Source organism: Seramator thermalis (assembly GCF_004138125.1).
In the GTDB taxonomy this organism is placed as follows: Bacteria; Bacteroidota; Bacteroidia; order Bacteroidales; family Dysgonomonadaceae; genus Seramator; species Seramator thermalis.
Map to the genome: position 1 here is coordinate 280,819 of NZ_RXHS01000002.1, position 20,029 is coordinate 300,847.

General features: G+C 45.0%; 11 protein-coding genes. All 11 read left to right on the plus strand.

The window, feature by feature from the left end; all coding sequences use genetic code 11:
* The first annotated feature begins 427 nt into the window (after positions 1 to 427).
* The 11 genes from EJN84_RS03400 (at position 428) to EJN84_RS03450 (ending at position 19,945) form a co-directional block, all read left to right on the plus strand.
* Positions 428 to 3,577: a SusC/RagA family TonB-linked outer membrane protein gene (locus EJN84_RS03400; RefSeq protein ID WP_129594112.1), complete on the plus strand. Its 3,150-nt coding sequence runs from the start codon at positions 428 to 430 to the stop codon at positions 3,575 to 3,577.
* 11 nt (positions 3,578 to 3,588) lie between these two features.
* Entirely contained in the window at positions 3,589 to 5,436 is a 1,848-nt protein-coding gene (locus tag EJN84_RS03405; protein ID WP_129594113.1) for a RagB/SusD family nutrient uptake outer membrane protein, read from the plus strand.
* 28 nt (positions 5,437 to 5,464) lie between these two features.
* The gene (locus EJN84_RS03410) at positions 5,465 to 6,133 is read left to right on the plus strand and encodes a DUF3823 domain-containing protein (RefSeq protein ID WP_238943911.1); all 669 of its coding nucleotides are present in this window, start codon (positions 5,465 to 5,467) and stop codon (positions 6,131 to 6,133) included.
* Positions 6,134 to 6,144: 11 nt separating this feature from the next.
* Complete coding sequence (locus tag EJN84_RS03415) at positions 6,145 to 7,821, plus strand: arabinan endo-1,5-alpha-L-arabinosidase (protein ID WP_129594114.1); 1,677 nt, start codon at positions 6,145 to 6,147, stop codon at positions 7,819 to 7,821.
* 430 nt (positions 7,822 to 8,251) lie between these two features.
* A complete protein-coding gene (locus EJN84_RS03420; RefSeq protein ID WP_129594115.1) occupies positions 8,252 to 9,946 on the plus strand; it encodes a sodium:solute symporter in 1,695 nt (564 codons plus the stop codon).
* A 17-nt stretch (positions 9,947 to 9,963) separates the two neighbouring features.
* Complete coding sequence (locus EJN84_RS03425) at positions 9,964 to 10,647, plus strand: L-ribulose-5-phosphate 4-epimerase (protein ID WP_129594116.1); 684 nt, start codon at positions 9,964 to 9,966, stop codon at positions 10,645 to 10,647.
* A 33-nt stretch (positions 10,648 to 10,680) separates the two neighbouring features.
* Positions 10,681 to 12,183 carry an L-arabinose isomerase gene (gene araA, locus EJN84_RS03430; RefSeq protein WP_394343074.1) on the plus strand — a complete coding sequence of 501 codons (1,503 nt, stop codon included), beginning with the start codon at positions 10,681 to 10,683 and terminating at the stop codon, positions 12,181 to 12,183.
* Positions 12,183 to 13,859: a ribulokinase gene (locus EJN84_RS03435; protein WP_129594118.1), complete on the plus strand. Its 1,677-nt coding sequence runs from the start codon at positions 12,183 to 12,185 to the stop codon at positions 13,857 to 13,859. Before araA ends, EJN84_RS03435 begins: the two co-directional genes overlap by 1 nt.
* A 119-nt stretch (positions 13,860 to 13,978) precedes the next feature.
* The gene (locus tag EJN84_RS03440; RefSeq protein ID WP_129594119.1) at positions 13,979 to 16,324 is read left to right on the plus strand and encodes a glycoside hydrolase family 127 protein; all 2,346 of its coding nucleotides are present in this window, start codon (positions 13,979 to 13,981) and stop codon (positions 16,322 to 16,324) included.
* Positions 16,325 to 16,336: 12 nt separating this feature from the next.
* Positions 16,337 to 18,301, plus strand: a complete 1,965-nt coding sequence (locus EJN84_RS03445) for a glycoside hydrolase family 97 protein (RefSeq protein WP_238943912.1) — start codon at positions 16,337 to 16,339, stop codon at positions 18,299 to 18,301.
* Between the two features lie 99 nt (positions 18,302 to 18,400).
* Positions 18,401 to 19,945 carry an alpha-N-arabinofuranosidase gene (locus EJN84_RS03450; RefSeq protein ID WP_129594120.1) on the plus strand — a complete coding sequence of 515 codons (1,545 nt, stop codon included), beginning with the start codon at positions 18,401 to 18,403 and terminating at the stop codon, positions 19,943 to 19,945.
* Positions 19,946 to 20,029: the final 84 nt, after the last annotated feature.

Genomic DNA, 20,029 nt, shown 5'->3' on the forward strand with positions numbered 1-20,029 from the left:
GTGGCATAACAAGGTGACTGAAAACGACTTCATCCCTGCAATTCCATTGGAGTTTCAGTATCCGTATATGGATATCATAAGGAGATTCTGAAATCTTTTAAAAATAGCAGGGAAAATATTTCAGCAGAAAGCTTCAATGTGTAGATTGAAAGTATAGTACTTTATTGAGGAGAAATGATGTATAGTTATTTCCATCTTGAGTATGAACAATAATTTCTCAAAATAGCTGTGAGATGTTTAGATGTATTTTGATATGATTGTGTTAAAAATACACTTATGTCCAATTATCCACTTTATTTAATCATTTGTCCACCATTGTTCACTTATTTAATCTAAAATTTGCATCCGTGAAGTGAAAATTTAGATTGAATTTTATTTCAAATGCTGTGCGGAATTTTTATTAATTTTTTAAATCCTTAAAAGTATTATGCAAACAAAAAAATTACTTATTTATTTGTTTATGCTGTTTGTATCGGCAGTGTCCAGTCTGGAAATGATGGCACAAAATACCGTAACAGGCAAAGTGTCGGATGCGGCGGGAGATCCGTTGATCGGAGTAAATGTTCTCGAAAAAGGAAGTTCGAATGGAACCGTTACTGATGTCAATGGTAAATTTACTTTGAATGTTCCTCAGGGGGCTACACTTGTTTTCAGCTATATCGGCTACAAAACGCAAGAGCTGGTTGTGAGTGGAAATAACTTAGATGTGGTATTGTACGAAGACACAGAATTGTTGGACGAGGTTGTGGTTGTCGGTTACGGAACCCAATCGAAACGTAACATTTCGGGAGCAATCAGTAGCGTGAAAGCCGAAGATATTGTTCGATCCAATTCCACAACATTGAGTGGGGCACTTGCAGGAAAGGTGCAGGGTATAACCACCAGAGCAGTAGATGCTCGACCGGGTAGAGGAATCAATTTGCAGATAAGAAACTTGGGCAATCCTTTATATGTAATCGATGGAATTGCTTACAGTGGAATTACGGGGTCTGATGCGTTCGGTTTGTCGCAGGGTTCAGGTGAAAACATATTCAATAATCTTTCTCTCGAAGATATAGAAAGCATTTCAATTCTTAAAGATGCATCTGCAGCTGTGTACGGGTTACGTGCTTCAAATGGGGTGGTCCTTGTTACGACAAAGAAAGGGAGTAAAGGTGAAGATGTGAAGATAAACGTTAATGGATATTATGGAGTCCAGAATTTTACCCGTTATCCGAAACCTGCCAACGCATATCAGTTTGTTAGAGCCAGATTGGAGTCGGAGCAAAATTATGGGCGTGACCCAAGCAGCCTCTACAGTCCCGAAGAATTAGCTAAGTGGAAAGCGGGTAGCGAACCCGGGTACAAGAGTTATGATTACCTCGATATTGTAACTCGCAACAATGTTCCCCAATATTATGTAAATGCAAATGTTTCGGGAGGTACCAAGCGGTCATCGTATTACCTGTCAGTAGGAAATACAGATCAACAGGCTATTTTGCCCGATTTTTATTACAACAGATCAAATGTACAAGCCAATATCGAAGCCAATTTGGCTACAGGTCTTTCTGTTGGCACACAAATATCCGCAATTCTTGAAAAAACACATAATGTGGGTGTTCCCGGATTGGATGACTATTTTAATCCACTATTGAGCGTTTTCTCTATGTGGCCGATCGAAAGCCCGTATGCAAATGATAATCCCAATTATATTCACCAGACACATAATGTCAATGTAAACCCGGCAACATATAAAGACGATGTAACCGGCTGGATTGATATTTATCAACGAACGACTAACGTAAATTTATATGCTAAATATGATTTTAAATTCGGATTATCGTTAAAGGGTACATATTCATATAATTATCGAAACGATGATTTTGACGGTTTCGAATATACGTATGATGCTTATAAATATGATCCAGAAACTGATACCTATTACACACAGCCCGGGTGGGGAAACCAAAATCCGTGGCGCGAGAAACACAAACGCAATGTTGTCCAGCGTTTTCAACAGATTCAGGCTAACTACAACAAAACGTTCAACGATCATTCCCTTTCGGCAGTTCTTGCTTACGAAAGATCGGATTATGATAATACTTATTTTGTTGTGCATACTGTGCCGTCAAATAATTATATCGAAAAAATGTATCTCTACGAGCAGGATTATCTTGGTGACGATTGGAGTTATCAGGCTCGAGCCGGATTTATCGGAAGAGTTAACTACAACTACAAGGAAAGGTATATGTTGGAATTGCTTGGACGATATGACGGGTCATATCTTTATTACAAAGACAGTCGTTTCGGTTTTTTCCCGGGTTTTTCTGCTGCATGGCGTATTTCCGATGAACCTTTTTTCGAACCCTTAAAGAGTTCTGTAAATGACTTAAAAATCAGAGGGTCATATGGGGTAACAGGGAGTGAAATGGGTGTGAATGCCTTCGACTATCTTGGAGGTTTTAATTATGGCTGGGGTAGCTCGGTATTTGATGGAAAATTTGTAAATGGATTGCAACCGAGAGGGCTACCTATTAGAAATCTGTCGTGGGTAAAAAATAATTCCACGAACATAGGGGTAGATTTTTCCTTAATGCAATATAAACTTACCGGAAGTATAGATTTGTTTGAAAGAAGACGTACAGGTTTGCCGGCAGCACGCTACGACGTGAAATTGCCATCTGAGATAGGATACAGTCTCCCGAATGAAAATCTGGAATCTGACGCCCATCGAGGAGTAGAGGGGTTAATTTCGTATCAGGATGAAGTTGGTGAATTCAAATATAAAGTGGCTGCTAACGCATCTCTTGCACGTCGCAGATGGTTGTCGTCATACAAACCACGATTTGGTAATTCGTGGAATGAATATCGCAATTCTATTGAAGACCGATGGACAGGAATTACTTGGGGTTACCAGATAATAGGAAGATTTGAATCGATGGAGGATATTGCAACTTATCCGATTAACAACGATGGACGTGGAAATACCGACATGCTCCCGGGCGATTTCAAATATAAGGACGTTAACAATGATGGCATCATTAATTATATGGATGAACGTCCAATCGGGTATGCTCTTGGAGAACAGCCTTATATGAGTTATGGATTAAATTTCGGATTCAATTGGAAGAGCTGGTCGCTTACTGCCGATTTTGCCGGTGCAACAATGCAAAGTTATCGAAGAAACTGGGAGCTAAAATTCCCTTTCCAAAATAACGGAAGTGCACCACATTATATGTTTGAAGATCGTTGGCATCGCGAAGATCCGTATGACCCTAATAGTCAGTGGATAGCCGGAACTTATCCTGCTATCAGGCAAAATCTACGTGGCGATCATCCCATCTATTATACCAATGATTTTTGGGTGACGAATGTAAGTTATTTCCGATTGAAAAACATAGAACTGGGATACGTAATTCCGAAGAATCTCAGCAACAAAATAGGATCATCCAATATCAGACTTTATATAAATGCATCAAATTTGTTTTCGTTTGACAACGTACGCAAATTCGAGATCGATCCGGAAATTGCGTCTGAAAACGGGCTCGTATATCCGTTACAGAAATTAACCATGTTCGGTTTTAATTTAACATTTTAACGAGTAAAATTATGAAAAGAAATATTTTATACATCGTTCTTTCAATTTTTCTTTCGACCACGATGATTGGATGCAGCAACGATTGGTTCGAAAGAAATCCGAAGGATATCATTATGGAAGAACAGGTTTGGAACGATCCAAAACAAATCGACGGACTTCTTGCAAACTATTATAATCGACTTCCCATTTTCACAGGATTGGAAGGAACTTGGCGTGACATGGCCCTGTTCGACGATGCTATGTGGTCAGGATATATGGGCGAAGAATTTCGAAATCAATTGGCATCTTACTGGCCATCATTTGCAGAATTATGGAACTATAATCTGATTCGCGACATCAATCTTGCAATTGAAGGAATTGATACTTACAGTGAGAAACTGACGGATGCTCAGAAAGAAGCTTACAAAGCTGAGTTTAGATTTATTAGAGCTTACAATTATTTTGAATTGGTGAAAAGAATGGGCGGTGTTCCTTTAATTACCAATCAGCTCATATATGATTTTAGTGGCGACCCCTCGAAGTTACAGCTGCCACGTGCCAAGGAAAGCGAAGTGTATGAGTTTATAGCTGACGAGATGGATGCCATAAAAGATCAGTTGGGTAATGCCGGAAGCCAAACACGAGCCAACAAATACACAGCATTGGCACTTAAGAGTCGTGCCATGCTTTATGCTGCCTCGCTTGCAAAATACAATAATTTGATGCCTGTTCCCATTACCACCAAGGGCGGAGAAGTTGGAATACCTGCTGACAAAGCCGATGAATATTATCAGAAATCCTTGGATGCTTCTATCGAAATAATTAAGTCGGGCAAATACGAATTGTATAAAAAGAATCCCGATCTCGGTGAGAATTTTTATGAAATTTTCGATAAAAAATCGAATAATCCCGAAGTCATTTGGGCAAAGGATTATCTTACATCAGCCGACAAACGGCACTGGTTTGCGTATGATAATATAGCTCGTGGCCTTCGAGAAGATAATCTTGGTTCATCATGCATAACTCCGGTTTTAAATCTTGTAGAAAGCTATCCGTATTTAGATGGATCAAAGGGTATACTGAAAAATCGTACCGCAGATAATTCTGATTATATTTATTATGAAACATTGGACGGAATTTATGCCAACAAAGATAAACGGTTATATGGAACTGTTTTATATTCAGGAACTACGTTCAAGGGACTTCCTGTTGGCATACAAGCCGGTGTAAAAGTATGGAATGGCGCCGGATATACAACGATTGAAGGAGAAGATATTGGAACGACTTATTCTGACGGCAAAATACTCATTGGCAACTCTGGTCCGCATCGTTCGATGCAGGAAGTGTCTAATTCGGGGTTTTATTTGAGAAAATACATTCAATCCGGTGCAGGAACCAGTACGCGTGGTATCCGAAGCGATAATTGGTGGGTTTATTTCAGATTAGGTGAAATATACTTGAATGCAGCCGAAGCTGCACTTGAATTGGGCAAAGCAGGTGATGCAAAAGACTACGTGAATGAACTACGCGAACGGGCCGGATATCCTGAAAACAGTCTCGAATCAATTGATATGGAAACTCTTATGAATGAGAGACGCATAGAACTTGCATTTGAAGATCATCGCTATTTCGACATGAAACGTTGGAGAAAAGCTCATATCGTTTGGAACGGTGACAGAGACAATCCTGATGCTATGCTCTATGCCCTTTATCCATACCGAGTTGTAGGCGGACCACATGATGGAATGTATGTTTTTGACAAAATGGTGGCTCCCCGATTTTTAACACCTCGATATTTTCAGTTGTCGAATTATTATACTTTTATTCCCCAATACGTAAGAGACAATAATCCGAAAATTGTTCCTAATCCTTTCCAATAAGTTGATTTTTAAGAAAATAATTAAAGATATGAAAGTAAAACTATTTTTAATCTCCTCCATCATTGCTTTTTCTATATTTTTTGTAAGTTGCGAAAAAGACAATTTCGATGAACCGGCTTCGATTTTGTCAGGAAGAATTATTTATAATAATGAGCCTGTCGGTGTAAGATCGAATGCATTAGAATTGGAACTTTGGCAACACGGGTATGCCAATTTTACAAAGATTCCGGTATTTATCAAACAAGATGGTACATTTTCGGCCGTACTTTTCGATGGTAAGTACAAGCTTGTAAGGATGAATGGTGCACCTTGGGAGAACAATACTGATTCTATAGACGTGGAAGTACGAGGAAATACAATTGTGGATGTTCCTGTTGTGCCTTATTTTTCACTGAGTAACGTATCTTTTCAAAAAAACGGATCTCAGGTAACTGCCACATTTACCGTGAACCAAGTGAGCTCACAACGTAATCTGAAAAAAGTATATCTTTTTCTCGGAAAAACGATTATCACCGATAATGGCTATAATATAGCCCGTATTTCTAAAGATGCTGCTTCCATTACCTTAGGTGAACCCACGACGCTTTCAGTTGAAATTCCATCAGCAAACTCAAGTAGTATGATTTTTGCAAGGGTTGGCATCGAAACCGACGGAATAGGGCAATTGCTCTATTCGGAATCGAAAAAAATAGACTGAAAATAAACGGAATGTTTTCAATTACGCGCAAGATATGTCAATGGCTGATTCCTTTCGTTTCAGCCTTGACTCTTGCGCAATGCGAGAAATCTCCTTTGGAAAATCCTACCGAAGACAACAATAGTGAAACTATGCAGTATGTTCTACCTTATTATCCCGATGATTATTCGTCGATAGCATCGTGGTCAAACCGAAACCGCTGGAACCTGGCCAACGTTCACGATCCTTCGGTTGCGTATTACAAGGGGTATTATTATATGTACGGCACTGATGCTTCGTATGGTAATGCACACGAAGGACACGGCCACTTTCAGGGCAAACGCTCAACCGATTTGGTGAATTGGGAATGGGTTGCCGGACCTTTTTATGATGCGCCAACCTGGGTTGCCGACTCGCTCAACGCCATTCGATCGCGCATGGGGCTCGAGGCCATTCCCGAAGATGACATACAATACGGTTACTGGGCGCCGGTTGTACGTAGGGTTAACGTTGGAGGACAGGAGATCTTGCGCATGTATTACAGTATTGTCATCGATAACTACATCAAAACAGAGAAATCCAACACTCAGACCAATTTTGATGGAAGCTGGACAGAACGTGCCTTTATAGGCATGTGTGAGTCGACCGATCCTGCCGGTGCCGTTTGGACCGACAAGGGATTCGTGACCACCTCCTCGTCCGATCGAGGTCTGAATTATAATCGCTCGAGTTTATCGGATTGGAATGCCTATTTTTACTACAACGCCATTGATCCTACCTATATTGTAACGCCCGAAGGGAAGCATTACCTCATTCATGGATCGTGGCACAGCGGTTTCGCGCTGTTGGAAGTGGATGCTATAACCGGAAAACCGCTCAACAAGCTCGGTGAACCTTATGCTGACAGTGTGGCTGAACTGACAGCCCGATATGGTAAGAGAATCGGCACACGTCGGGCATCGTCGCGCTGGCAAGCCAGTGAAGCTCCCGAAATCATATACAAAGATGGTTACTACTATTTGTTTATGGCTTACGATGCGCTTGACGTGCCTTACAATACGCGAGTGGTGAGAAGCGAAAACATCGACGGGCCATACTACGATATCAACGGCCGCAACTTTACCAACGGTGAAGGCGATTGCTATCCGATTGTAACCCACCCGTATAAATTTAATCTCGGTTACGGATGGGTAGGTATATCGCACTGTGCGATTTTTAAAAAGGAAAATACCGATGAGTGGTTTTATATGTCTCAAGGACGATTGCCTGTCAATGTGGGCGGCAACCCTTATTCCAATGCCATTATGATGGGGCATGTACGCCGCATCGTATGGTGTCCGGCTTCTCCAAACGAACCCGACAACCTATGGCCGATAACACTGCCCGAACGTTATGCTGCCGTACCCGACTACGGTACCATAACCAAAGACTCGCTCGTTGGGACATGGGAGCACATTAAACTGGAATACACCTACGGCCGACAAAACACGGCAACTGCTTTAACGCTCAATGCTGACGGGACGATGTCGGGTGCGTTGACAGGGAGTTGGAGCTACGATGTGGCTAAAAAACAACTGAAATTGGGCAACGTGATTGTTTGCGTTGAACGTGAAGTCGATTGGGAAGCAACTCCGCGCCGGGTGACATTGGTATATGCCGGTACCGAAAAAAATCTGAATGCGACCTATTGGGGCAAAAAGGTGAAATAATATCGTAAAATTCGGTGTGTTTTGAGCACAGTCCAACAACGAATGTATTAAAATCTTCATCGAATAGATCTTATTCATACTCATGACAACTTATATGAAGAAGAGAAAATAGGATATTTATTGGAACAAATGAATAAAGTCTTTTTCAGGTATTTCGATGTAGATAAAGGAAAAAGTAAATTTATGCTGTATAACATATAGTTAAAGATTCAATCGAAAATAATAAGTATTAATTTTACACCGATTTTATCTTAATAATGAAACAATCAGTATAATCTGAAGAAAAGCACCGGAAAATACAGTACAGAAATATAGGAAGCTTCGTCTATATGGGTGATTTTACGCTCTATTAAAGTGTACGATATACACTAAATTATTTCGTGATATTATTGCAAATAAATAATTGTTTAATTTTTAAATTAAAAACATTGTGGCACTATTAGATTGGGTTGTAATTGGGATCTTCTTGCTGGTACTCATTGGCATTGTGGTGTGGGTAATGAAGCAGGAACAGGATGACACTGCAGATTATTTTTTAGGCGGACGAGATGCGACGTGGATTGCAATTGGGGCCTCGATTTTTGCATCTAACATCGGATCGGAACACCTTGTAGGTTTGGCGGGAGCGGGAGCATCGAGTGGTATGGCGATGGCGCACTGGGAAATACAGGGATGGCTGATTTTGTTGTTGGGGTGGGTTTTCGTGCCGTTTTATAGCCGAAGCATGGTATATACCATGCCTGAATTCTTGGAAAAGCGCTATAACTCGCAATCGCGGACGATTTTATCGGTTATCTCCTTGATTAGTTACGTATTGACAAAAGTTGCTGTAACGGTTTATGCCGGAGGCTTGGTATTTCAGCAGGTATTTGGCATACAGGAGTTGTGGGGGATCGACTTTTTCTGGATTGCGGCAATCGGCCTTGTATTGATTACTGCTGTTTACACAATTTTCGGAGGAATGAGATCGGTATTGTACACATCAGTTCTTCAGACGCCGATTTTGCTGCTTGGCTCAGCAGTTATCCTTGTATTGGGTTTAAAGGAATTGGGCGGATGGGATGAAATGATTCGTATAGCTGGAGCTGTCCCTGTAAATGATTATGGAGACAAGATGACCGACTTGATGCGAAACATCAACGATCCGAAATTTCCCTGGCTTGGAGCTTTGATAGGGTCTGCCATTATCGGATTTTGGTATTGGTGTACGGATCAATTTATTGTGCAGCGAGTGCTGTCGGGCAAAAACGAAAAAGAATCACGACGAGGAGCCATTTTCGGAGCTTATTTAAAACTTCTACCTGTATTTCTGTTTCTCATACCCGGTATGATTGCATTTGCCATTCATCAAAAAAGCATAGGTGCTGGAGGAGAAGCTTTTCTTCCAATGCTTTCCAATGGACAAATAAATTCGGATTCCGCTTTTCCTGTATTAGTTGCCAAATTATTGCCGGCAGGATTTAAAGGAGTCGTTGTGTGCGGAATTTTAGCTGCATTGATGAGTTCTTTGGCTTCATTATTCAATTCGTCCGCTTCTTTGTTTACAATCGATTTTTATAAGCGATTTAAACCTGATACTTCTGAAAAGAGATTGGTAGTCGTTGGGCAAATTGCAACTGTGTTTATCGTAGTATTGGGTATTTTGTGGATACCTATCATGCGTAGCATAGGCGATGTTCTTTATACGTATTTACAGGATGTGCAATCGGTTCTTGCTCCGGGCATAGCTGCAGCGTTTCTTCTGGGCGTTACTTGGAAAAGAACATCGGCCAAAGGCGGGATGTGGGGATTGATAACCGGATTGATAATAGGGTTGACCCGATTGGGTGCGAACGTATTTTACAGCAATAATCCGGATGCTGCGCAAACACTTTTCAAATATATTTTTTACGATGTTAACTGGTTGTTCTTCTGCGGTTGGATGTTTTTGTTCTGTATTGTTATTATTGTCGTAGTTAGTTTGTTTACTGAAGCACCTTCTGAGGAAAAGATTCAGGGGCTTGTCTTTGGGACGGCCACCCCTGAACAGAAGGCGGTGACTCGTGCCAGCTGGAACCATTGGGATATCATCCATACGGTGATCATATTGGGTATAACAGTAGCGTTCTACATCTATTTTTGGTAAATATAATTTATTAGATCATGCTGAAAGAATTAAAAGAACAGGTATTTGAAGCTAATCTCGATTTAGTAAAACACGGATTGGTCATTTTCACCTGGGGCAATGTAAGTGCGATAGATCGAGACGAAGGTTTGGTTGTGATCAAACCATCGGGCGTATCCTACAATGTGATGAGGCCGGAAGATATGGTGGTTGTGAATTTGGATGGAGAAATCGTAGAAGGCAAGCTCAAACCTTCGTCCGATACACCCACTCACTTAGTTTTATACAAATCGTTTTCCAACATCGGTGGGATTGTCCACACTCACTCTACTTATGCAACTGCTTGGGCACAAGCCGGAAAAGATATTCCCAACATTGGAACAACCCATGCCGACTATTTTAGTGACAACATTCCGTGTACGAATGATATGACGCGAGAAGAAGTGGAAGGCGAATATGAAAAAGAAACCGGCAAAGTTATTGTGAAACGATTTGAAAAATTAAATCCGGACTTTATTCCCGGAGTATTGGTAAAAAATCATGGGCCTTTTTCGTGGGGGAAAGATGCGCACGAGGCTGTTCACAACGCAGTGGTGATGGAACAAGTAGCTAAAATGGCATTTATTTCATTGAATATTAATCCCAATCTTACCATGAATCCGCACCTGATAACGAAGCATTTCCAACGCAAACACGGTAAAAATGCATATTACGGACAATAAACAAAAATATTAATACGATAAAAAAATAAAATTATGTCATTCCAAAATTATGAAGTATGGTTTGTAACGGGTGCACAGCTGCTGTACGGCGGCGACGCGGTGATTGCCGTGGATGCCCATTCGAACGAAATGGTGAACGGACTCAACAATTCGGGTAATTTACCCGTAAAAATTGTATATAAAGGAACTGTCAATTCTTCGGCCGAAATAAGCAAAACGTTTTCGGATGCAAATAACGATCCCAAATGTATAGGTGTGATCACCTGGATGCACACTTTTTCGCCGGCTAAGATGTGGATACATGGATTGCAGAATTTCAAAAAACCGCTTTTGCATTTTCATACGCAATTCAACAAGGAAGTTCCCTGGAACGAAATCGACATGGATTTCATGAACCTGAATCAGTCGGCACACGGCGACCGTGAATTCGGCCATATTGTTACGCGGATGCGAAAAAATCGCAAAGTAGTGGTTGGCCATTGGCAGGACAAAAAGGCTCAGGATAGGATTGCGGTATGGATGAGGGTTGCTGCCGCATGGGCCGATGCGCAGGACATGATTATCGTTCGATTTGGAGATAACATGAATAATGTTGCCGTTACCGACGGCGATAAAGTTGAGGCCGAAATGCGTCTCGGCTATCATGTCGATTACTATCCCGTCGGCGATTTGGTTGCATATCAGGATAAAGTAACCGACAGTGAGATTGCGGAAATGGTGAAACAATATGAATCGGAATACGATTTTGCGCCAAACGTACAGGTTGGAGGTAAGGACCGCAGTCAAGTTTTTGAAGCTGCCCGAATCGAAATAGCACTGCGTAGGTTTTTGAAAGACAAGGGTGCTAAAGCATTTACAACCAATTTTGACGAATTGCACGGATTGAATCAACTTCCGGGACTTGCCTCACAACGTTTGATGGCCGAAGGCTATGGATTTGGCGCCGAAGGCGACTGGAAAACTGCTGCACTTCTGCGTTCGATGTGGTTTATGGGACAGGGACTGGAAGGAGGATGCTCATTCCTCGAAGATTATACCTATCATTTTGATGGAGAGCGTAGTGCCATATTGCAAGCTCACATGCTTGAAGTGTCGCCGTTGATTTCGGCAGGGAAACCTCAAATGAACGTATTTCCATTGGGAATTGGAGGAAAAGCCGATCCGGCACGATTGATATTTACGGCAAAACCCGGACAAGGTATAGCAGCAACAATAGTAGATATGGGAAATCGTTTTCGAATGATCGTGAATCAAGTCGATTTGATTGAACCCAAGCCACTGCCCAAACTACCTGTTGCCTGTGCCTTATGGATTCCGCAACCCAGTTTGGAAGTAGGAGCTGCTGCCTGGATTCTTGCCGGAGGTACGCATCATACCAGTTTTTCGTCTGCTCTCACAATGGAATATCTCGACGATTATGCCGAAATAGCAGGCATCGAAAAGGTTGCGATCGATAATAATACGACAATTCCCGAATTCAAAAAGGAATTGCATCTGAACGAAATCTATTATCTCTTGAATAAAGCATTGATGTAATGAGTGATAAATTTGTAATTGGATTGGACTATGGAAGTGATTCGGCTCGTGCGTTGGTAGTAAATGCCCGCACGGGGGAAGAACTTGCCTCTTCGGTAAAATATTATCCGCGATGGACTGCGGGAAAATATTGTGATCCGTCGAAGAATCAATACCGTCAGCATCCGCTTGATTATATCGAGGTGCTGGAAGCGAGCGTGAAGGAATGCCTGGCGATGTGTCCGGCAGATGTAGCCGAAAATGTGATCGGCATTGCCTTTGACACGACGGGAAGCACACCGGTGTTTACCGACGAAGAAGGTACTCCGCTGGCCTTGTTGCCTGAGTTTGCCGAGAATCCCAACGCCATGTTCGTGTTGTGGAAAGACCACACGGCCGTGAAGGAAGCGGCCGAGATCAACGCGTTGGCCAAACGGTGGGAGATCGATTACACGGCTTATTGCGGCGGGGTCTATTCTTCGGAATGGTACTGGTCGAAAGCGTTGCACATTTTGCGTGAAGACGAACAGGTGCGGGGCGCGGCTTATTCGATCGTCGAGCACTGCGAATGGATGCCGGCACTGCTTACGGGTGTGAAACGGGCAAAAGATATTGTGCGCAGCCGTTGTGCCTGCGGACACAAAGCGATGTGGCACGCAAAATGGGGGGGACTGCCGAGCGAGGAGTTCCTGACGGCATTGGATCCGCTTTTGTTGGGTTTTCGCGACCGGTTGTTCACGGATACCTTCACGGCCGACGTGCCGGTGGGACATCTGACGGAAGAGTGGGCAAAGCGGCTGGGGCTTACCACCGACGTGGTGGTGGCCGGGGGTGCGTTTGACTGCCACATGGGAGCGGTTGGAGCCGGCATCGAGCCCTATACGATGGTTCGGGTGATCGGCACCTCGACCTGCGACATCATGGTGGCTTCCTACGAAGAGATGGGCGATAAGCTCATCGCCGGTATCTGTGGTCAGGTGGATGGCTCGGTGATCCCGGGTATGATCGGACTGGAAGCCGGACAGTCGGCTTTCGGCGACGTGTATGCCTGGTTTAAGCGGGTGCTGGAATTTCCGCTGCACTGCATCGTATCGCAGAGCACGCTCCTGGACGAGGAAACCAAGAAGAAACTGATCAGGGAGACGGTTGACCGGATTATTCCCGCATTGACGGCGGAGGCCGAAAAGCTGACGGACAACGGCAGTACCCTCGTGGTTACGGATTGGATGAACGGCCGACGTACGCCGTTTGCCAATCAGGAGCTGACGGGAACGATTACGGGTTTGACGCTGGGCAGCTTGGCACCGCAGATTTTCAAGGCATTGGTTGAGGCTACGGCTTTCGGTTCGAAGGCCATCGTGGAGCAGATGCGCAAGGAAGGGGTACGGATCGACAACATCATCGCTATCGGCGGTATTCCCTTGAAGTCGCCGTTTGTGATGCAGACCCTGTGCGACGTGTTGAACATGCCGATCAAAGTGTGCCGCACGGAGCAGGCCTGTGCATTGGGCGCAGCCATGTTTGCCGCTACGGCAGCCGGTTTCTACGAGCGGGTTGAGGATGCCCGGGCTGCGATGAACCCGGGATTCGACCGGGAATATGCACCGGATGCCGCGAATGCGGAAAAATATGCCGGGTTGTATAAACGGTACCTGGAAATCGGCAATTTTACCGAGAATATCCTTACGAAACATTAAGTATTTATTGGCTATATATATCCTCCTTTATGAAAGAAAAAGGCAAAATCGGATGGTGTAGTTCAGGGATATAAGTCAATAATTACAAATTACAAATTATGAATGGAAAGGGCAAACCAATGAAGAACTTCGTTTTGTTAATGGGTATCGCATTATGCATTTTTCCGTTAACGGCACAAACCAGGCAACAGGTCGATTTATTTTCTCTTAATCAAGTTCGGTTATTGGACAGCCCTTTTCTTTCTGCTCAACAAACCGACTTGCGGTATTTGCTGGCATTGGAGCCGGATCGGCTGCTGTCGCCTTTTCTGCGTGAGGCCGGACTTCAACCCAAGGCGCCTTCGTATCCCAATTGGGAAAATACGGGGTTGGACGGTCATATCGGCGGGCATTACCTTTCGGCATTGTCGATGATGTATGCGGCGACCGAAGATGCGGAAGTGAAACGGCGGCTGGATTATTTTCTCGATGAGCTGAAACGGTGTCAGGATCATGTAGGTACGGGATTCATCGGAGGAACGCCGGGAAGTTTGGCGTTGTGGGAAGAGATTAAACGGGGCGATATCCGGGCGGGTTCGTTCGACCTGAACGGCAAATGGGTTCCGCTGTACAATATCCATAAGACTTACAACGGTTTACTGGATGCATATATTCATGTCGGGAGTGAACAGGCACGGGATATGTTGGTGAAATATACCGACTGGATGCTGGACATTACGGCGGGGTTGAGCGACGAACAGATGCAGGAGATGCTGAAGAGCGAGCATGGCGGACTGAACGAGGTGTTTGCTGCGGTTTACGAAATTACCGGCGATAAGAAATACCTGCAGTTGGCTCACCGTTTTTCGCACCAAAAAATATTGCGTCCGTTGATACAGGAAAAGGACAGTTTGACGGGTTTGCATGCCAATACACAGATTCCTAAGGTAATCGGATATAAACGTATTGCCGATAACGAAAACGATGCCGATTGGGACCGTGCAGCCCGTTTCTTCTGGAAAACGGTGACGGAAAACCGCTCGGTGTGTATCGGAGGAAACAGTGTGCGGGAACATTTCAATCCGCCGGACGATTTCGGTGCGATGATCGAGGATGTGCAGGGGCCAGAGACGTGCAATACCTACAACATGTTGCGACTGACGAAGATGCTGTATAAGAGTACACCTGAAGTGTACCTGATGGATTATTACGAGAAGGCGCTGTTTAACCATATTCTTTCGTCGGAAGAACCGGAACGGGGCGGTTTTGTATATTTTACGCCGATGCGTCCGGGTCATTACCGGGTATATTCACAGCCGGAAACGAGTTTCTGGTGCTGTGTGGGAACGGGTTTGGAGAATCATGCCAAATACGGCGAATTGATCTATGCGCACGACAAGGATGCGTTGTATGTGAATCTTTTTATTCCTTCGCGTTTGACGTGGGAGGAAAAGGAGGTTGTTTTTTCGCAGCGTACGCGTTTCCCGTACAACGGAGAGATGAATTTTACGTTTGAAGAGGCGGAGAGTAAAAAGCTGGCATTGAAACTGCGGATTCCTTCGTGGGTGAAGGAGCCCGAACAAATTGAAGTGTCTGTTAACGGCGAATGGCTTGGCTACGGAGCAGTGACGGGTGAATACTTGACACTGGAACGAAAGTGGAAGAAAGGCGACAGCGTGACGTTGCGTCTGCCTATGCAGGTCAACCTGGTGCAGTTGCCCGACAAGAGTCCTTATTATGCTTTTCAGTATGGTCCGATTGTGTTGGCTGCGCCAATGGGTACGGAGGATCTGAAAGGATTATATGCAGATGACAGCCGAGGGGGGCATATCGCTCACGGGAAGTTGATTCCCTTGAACGAAATCCCTGCTTTTATCGGCACGCCGGCCGAAATTGAAAGTTCGCTCAGCAGATTGGATAACGAGGGGTTGCGATTCGTTTATACAGGGGAGACGTTCCCAGTACGGAAGGACATGGAGTTTATTCCGTTTTATGCGCTGCACAACCAACGTTATCTCATTTATTTTCCGCAGGCCGAGCGCGGGCAGGATGATGCCTCGCAACAAGCAAGTACCTTATACCAAAACCAATATGACGAAATAGAAAACCGAACACTCGATGTGATTTATCCCGGCGAACAACAGTCGGAGTCCGACCATTTTATTCGTTACGAAGATTCGGAGACGGGAGACATTAACAACCGGCATTTCAGAAAAGCAAGGGGGTGGTTCGGTTACCGCATGAAAACAGAAGAGCCGGCTTCTTATCTTGCTATTGTACAACATAAAAATGAGGCAAATCGCTCGCTTATCCTGATCGATGACAAGGAGTTGAGAGGTGAACCGAAAGTGGAACCGATCGGTGATGATTTTGTGCGGTTGACGTATGCTCTTCCGCCTCTGAAAAGCGGAGAACACACCATTGTTTTTAAACCAGCCGAAGGGGGAGTAACTTCGTCGGTTTTCGAAATTCGTTTACTGAAATAAAAAAACGCGATAATGAGATGTTTTTATTCGTTACTGTTATGCATTTTCTTTGTTGAGAGCATGGTTGCGCAAGAGGTGTGCAGTCCCGACGGTGGGCTGAAAGTGAAATTAATGCAAGAAGAGGGGACAGTGCGGTATGAGGTGGAATATCGCGGTAAAACCTTGCTGGAGCCTTCGCCGCTAGGACTGGAGACTTCGATCGGCGATTTTTCGTCCGGTCTGCATCCTGTCGGCAGTGTGATGCGGAAAGTGGACGAAACGTATGCATTGCCTCACGGCAAAGTAAGTCGGGTGCACTATGTGTCTAACGAACTTACAGCCACTTACATCAACGCCGCCAACGATTCACTGGATGTGATTTTCCGGGTGGGCAATAACGATATTTCGTTTGCTTACCGCATCCGCTCGAAGGACAAGTGTCGTTGTACGATTTACCGCGAACGAACGGGGTTCGATTTTCCTGCCGGTACCACCACCTTTATCACGCCGCAGGCGCCTGCGGGCAGCGGTTGGATGAAATCAAAACCGAGTTATGAAGAAGAATATACGGTGGAAGAGCCGGTGGGAACCCCTTCGCGGTACGGATTGGGATACACTTTTCCGGCGTTGTTTCATGTGGGGAACGACGGATGGGTGCTGGTTTCGGAAACAGGTGTGAGCAGCAAGTATGCCGGAACGCGATTGAGCGAGGGAACGGACGACGGGTTGTACACTGTTGAGTTTCCGATGAAAGGAGAAAACGGCGGGATAGGCGACACTACCGTTACTGCTGCCTTGCCGTTGTTGACATCGTGGAAAACCCTGACGGTGGGTGAAACGTTGAAGCCGATCGTGGAGACCACCTCGGCATGTAACGGAATAGAACCGCTGTACGAGCCTTCGCAGTATTATGTACTTGGCCGCAGCACGTGGAGCTGGATCTTGTGGCAGGACGCAAGCTGCAACTACAGGGATCAGCAAACGTTTATCGATCTGGCAGCGGCGATGGGCTACGAATACATTCTGATCGATGCACTGTGGGATAAGCAGATCGGGTACGAGAACATGCCGTCGCTGATTGCCTATGCACAGTCGAAGGGTGTGGATGTCATCTTGTGGTACAATTCCAACGGGACATGGAACGATGCGCCGCAAGGACCGAAGCACAAAATGGATACGGCTCCTGCCCGGCGGAAAGAGATGGAATGGATGAAGAAGCTGGGAGTGAAGGGAATTAAGGTGGATTTCTTTGGCGGCGACAAACAGGCGACGATGAAGCTGTATGAGGATATTTTGACTGATGCCGACCGTTATGGTTTGTTTGTCAACTTTCACGGCACGACCTTGCCGCGAGGGTGGGAGCGGATGTATCCCAATCATTTCACGAGCGAGGCGACCCTGGCTTCGGAGAACCTGGTTTTCAGTCAGGATTTTGCCGACAAGGAGGCATTGGTGAGCACGATTTTGCCGTTTACGCGCAATGCGGTGGCGGCGATGGATTTCGGTCCGGTGTTTTTTAATCGTCAGTTTTCGAAGGACGACAGTTACGGCAATTACCGCAGGACGACGGATGCATTTCAGGTGGCAACGGCGGTACTGTATCAGTCGCCCTTGCAGCATTTCGGCATTACGCCGAACAACTTGGAGGAGCAGCCCGACTATGTGCTCGATTTCATGAAAAAAGTGCCTGTGGTGTGGGATGAGACGCGTTTTGTGGACGGTTATCCCGGCAAGTTTTGCGTGATTGCCCGACGGGCAGGCGATAAATGGTACGTTGCCGCTACTCATGCCGATCATCGGCCCAAGGAACTCACGTTGTCGCTGCCGTGGCTGGCAGGGAGGCAGGTGAAACTCCTTTACGACAAGGACGACCGAACGGCTGGTTTGAAAACGGCGACTGTGGATAAAATGGGGAATTTGACGATCAAGATGCAGTCTTTGGGTGGGGCTGTGATATATACGGAGTTAATGCCAATACCAATACCAATGGAGCGGTGATTCAAATAACCCTAGAAGAATATGAGCGATTGAAAAAATACTGTAAACAGGAAAGATAAATCAATAAAATACCAAATTGGTATTAAATCAGAATTAAAAATGAGAAAGACAAGTGTGTTGAGTTTAATGGTAATGTTTTCTGTTGCACTGTTTGCGCAGCAGAAGTCGGTAATTCGGGTCTATCCCGACAAAGGTGAACAAGTGATTCACAAAGAGATTTACGGCCAGTTTGCCGAACACCTGGGTCGGTGTATTTACGGTGGAATATGGGTTGGCGAAGATTCTCCCATTCCCAACATCAACGGTTACCGCAAAGATGTGTTTGAAGCCCTGAAAGAATTGCAGGTACCCGTAATCCGTTGGCCGGGCGGGTGCTTTGCCGACGAATATCATTGGATGGACGGCATAGGTCCACGTGAACAACGTCCCAAACTGGTGAATACCAACTGGGGAGGAACGGTGGAAGACAACAGTTTTGGCACGCACGAATTCCTGAATTTGTGTGAGATGTTGGGATGCGAACCCTATATCAGCGGGAATGTGGGTAGCGGAACGGTGGAAGAACTGGCAAAATGGGTGGAATACATGACATCGGATGCCGAGTCGGAGATGACGGCATTGCGCCGCAAGAACGGGCGAGAGAAGCCTTGGAAAGTGAAATATATCGGTGTGGGCAACGAAAGCTGGGGTTGCGGAGGAAACATGACTCCCGAGTTTTACTCGGATATGTACCGGCGTTACCAGACCTATTGCCGCAATTACGGCGAAAATCGGTTGTACAAGGTGGCCAGTGGTGCGAGTGATTACGATTACAACTGGACAGAGGTGCTGATGAAAAATGCCGGTCGTCACATGAACGGCTTGTCGCTGCATTATTATACCGTTCACAGATGGGATAACAAGGGTTCGGCCACGCAGTTTACAGTGGATGATTATTACCGGACGCTGGGCAAGGCGCTGGAAATCGAGCAAGTGCTGAAGAATCATATTGCCATCATGGACAAATACGATCCACGTAAGAGAATCGGTTTATTGGTAGACGAATGGGGAACTTGGTGGGATGAAGAACCGGGTACGGTGCGTGGACATCTGTATCAGCAGAATACGTTGCGCGATGCTTTTGTGGCTGCGCTCACGTTGGATGTTTTCCATAAATATACCGACCGTGTGGTGATGGCCAATATTGCCCAGATGGTGAACGTATTGCAGGCGATGATTCTGACCGACGACAAAGGGGGAATGGTGTTGACGCCAACCTATCACGTTTTCCGTATGTATAAGGTGCATCAGGATGCCACGTATCTGCCTTTCGATTTGATATGCGGTAAAAAGATGGTGGAAGAGAACCGAGTTGTGCCGATGATTAGCGCCACGGCTTCGCGCGACAAGAAGGGTGTGATTCATCTTTCCCTCTCGAACGTGGATGCCGATAACAGTCAGGAAATTACCGTGGAATTACCCGGATTGAAGGGAAGAAAAGTTTCCGGAGAGATTTTGACGGCGGCTAATCTGACCGACCACAATACGTTTGAGAGCCCGAATATGGTGAAACCGGCCGCATTTAACGGTGCAAAAATAGTAGGCGAAGGCGCACTGACGGTGAACCTTCCTGCAAAATCCATCGTTACGTTGGAAATCAAATGAGGTAGGGTTTTTATCTCGGCTTTTTAGATTCAAGGCTGCATTTTCTCGTACAGGCACGTCTGCTTGCAAAACGACGGGAAGATG

Excerpts from the sequence above, each read along its gene's own strand:
- EJN84_RS03400 (WP_129594112.1), top strand. The coding sequence starts at position 428 with ATGCAAACAAAAAAATTACTTATTTATTTGTTTATGCTGTTTGTATCG.
- EJN84_RS03405 (WP_129594113.1), top strand. The coding sequence starts at position 3,589 with ATGAAAAGAAATATTTTATACATCGTTCTTTCAATTTTTCTTTCGACC.
- EJN84_RS03410 (WP_238943911.1), top strand. The coding sequence starts at position 5,465 with ATGAAAGTAAAACTATTTTTAATCTCCTCCATCATTGCTTTTTCTATA.
- EJN84_RS03415 (WP_129594114.1), top strand. The coding sequence starts at position 6,145 with ATGTTTTCAATTACGCGCAAGATATGTCAATGGCTGATTCCTTTCGTT.
- EJN84_RS03425 (WP_129594116.1), top strand. The coding sequence starts at position 9,964 with ATGCTGAAAGAATTAAAAGAACAGGTATTTGAAGCTAATCTCGATTTA.
- araA (WP_394343074.1), top strand. The coding sequence starts at position 10,681 with ATGTCATTCCAAAATTATGAAGTATGGTTTGTAACGGGTGCACAGCTG.
- EJN84_RS03435 (WP_129594118.1), top strand. The coding sequence starts at position 12,183 with ATGAGTGATAAATTTGTAATTGGATTGGACTATGGAAGTGATTCGGCT.
- EJN84_RS03440 (WP_129594119.1), top strand. The coding sequence starts at position 13,979 with ATGAAGAACTTCGTTTTGTTAATGGGTATCGCATTATGCATTTTTCCG.
- EJN84_RS03445 (WP_238943912.1), top strand. The coding sequence starts at position 16,337 with ATGAGATGTTTTTATTCGTTACTGTTATGCATTTTCTTTGTTGAGAGC.
- EJN84_RS03450 (WP_129594120.1), top strand. The coding sequence starts at position 18,401 with ATGAGAAAGACAAGTGTGTTGAGTTTAATGGTAATGTTTTCTGTTGCA.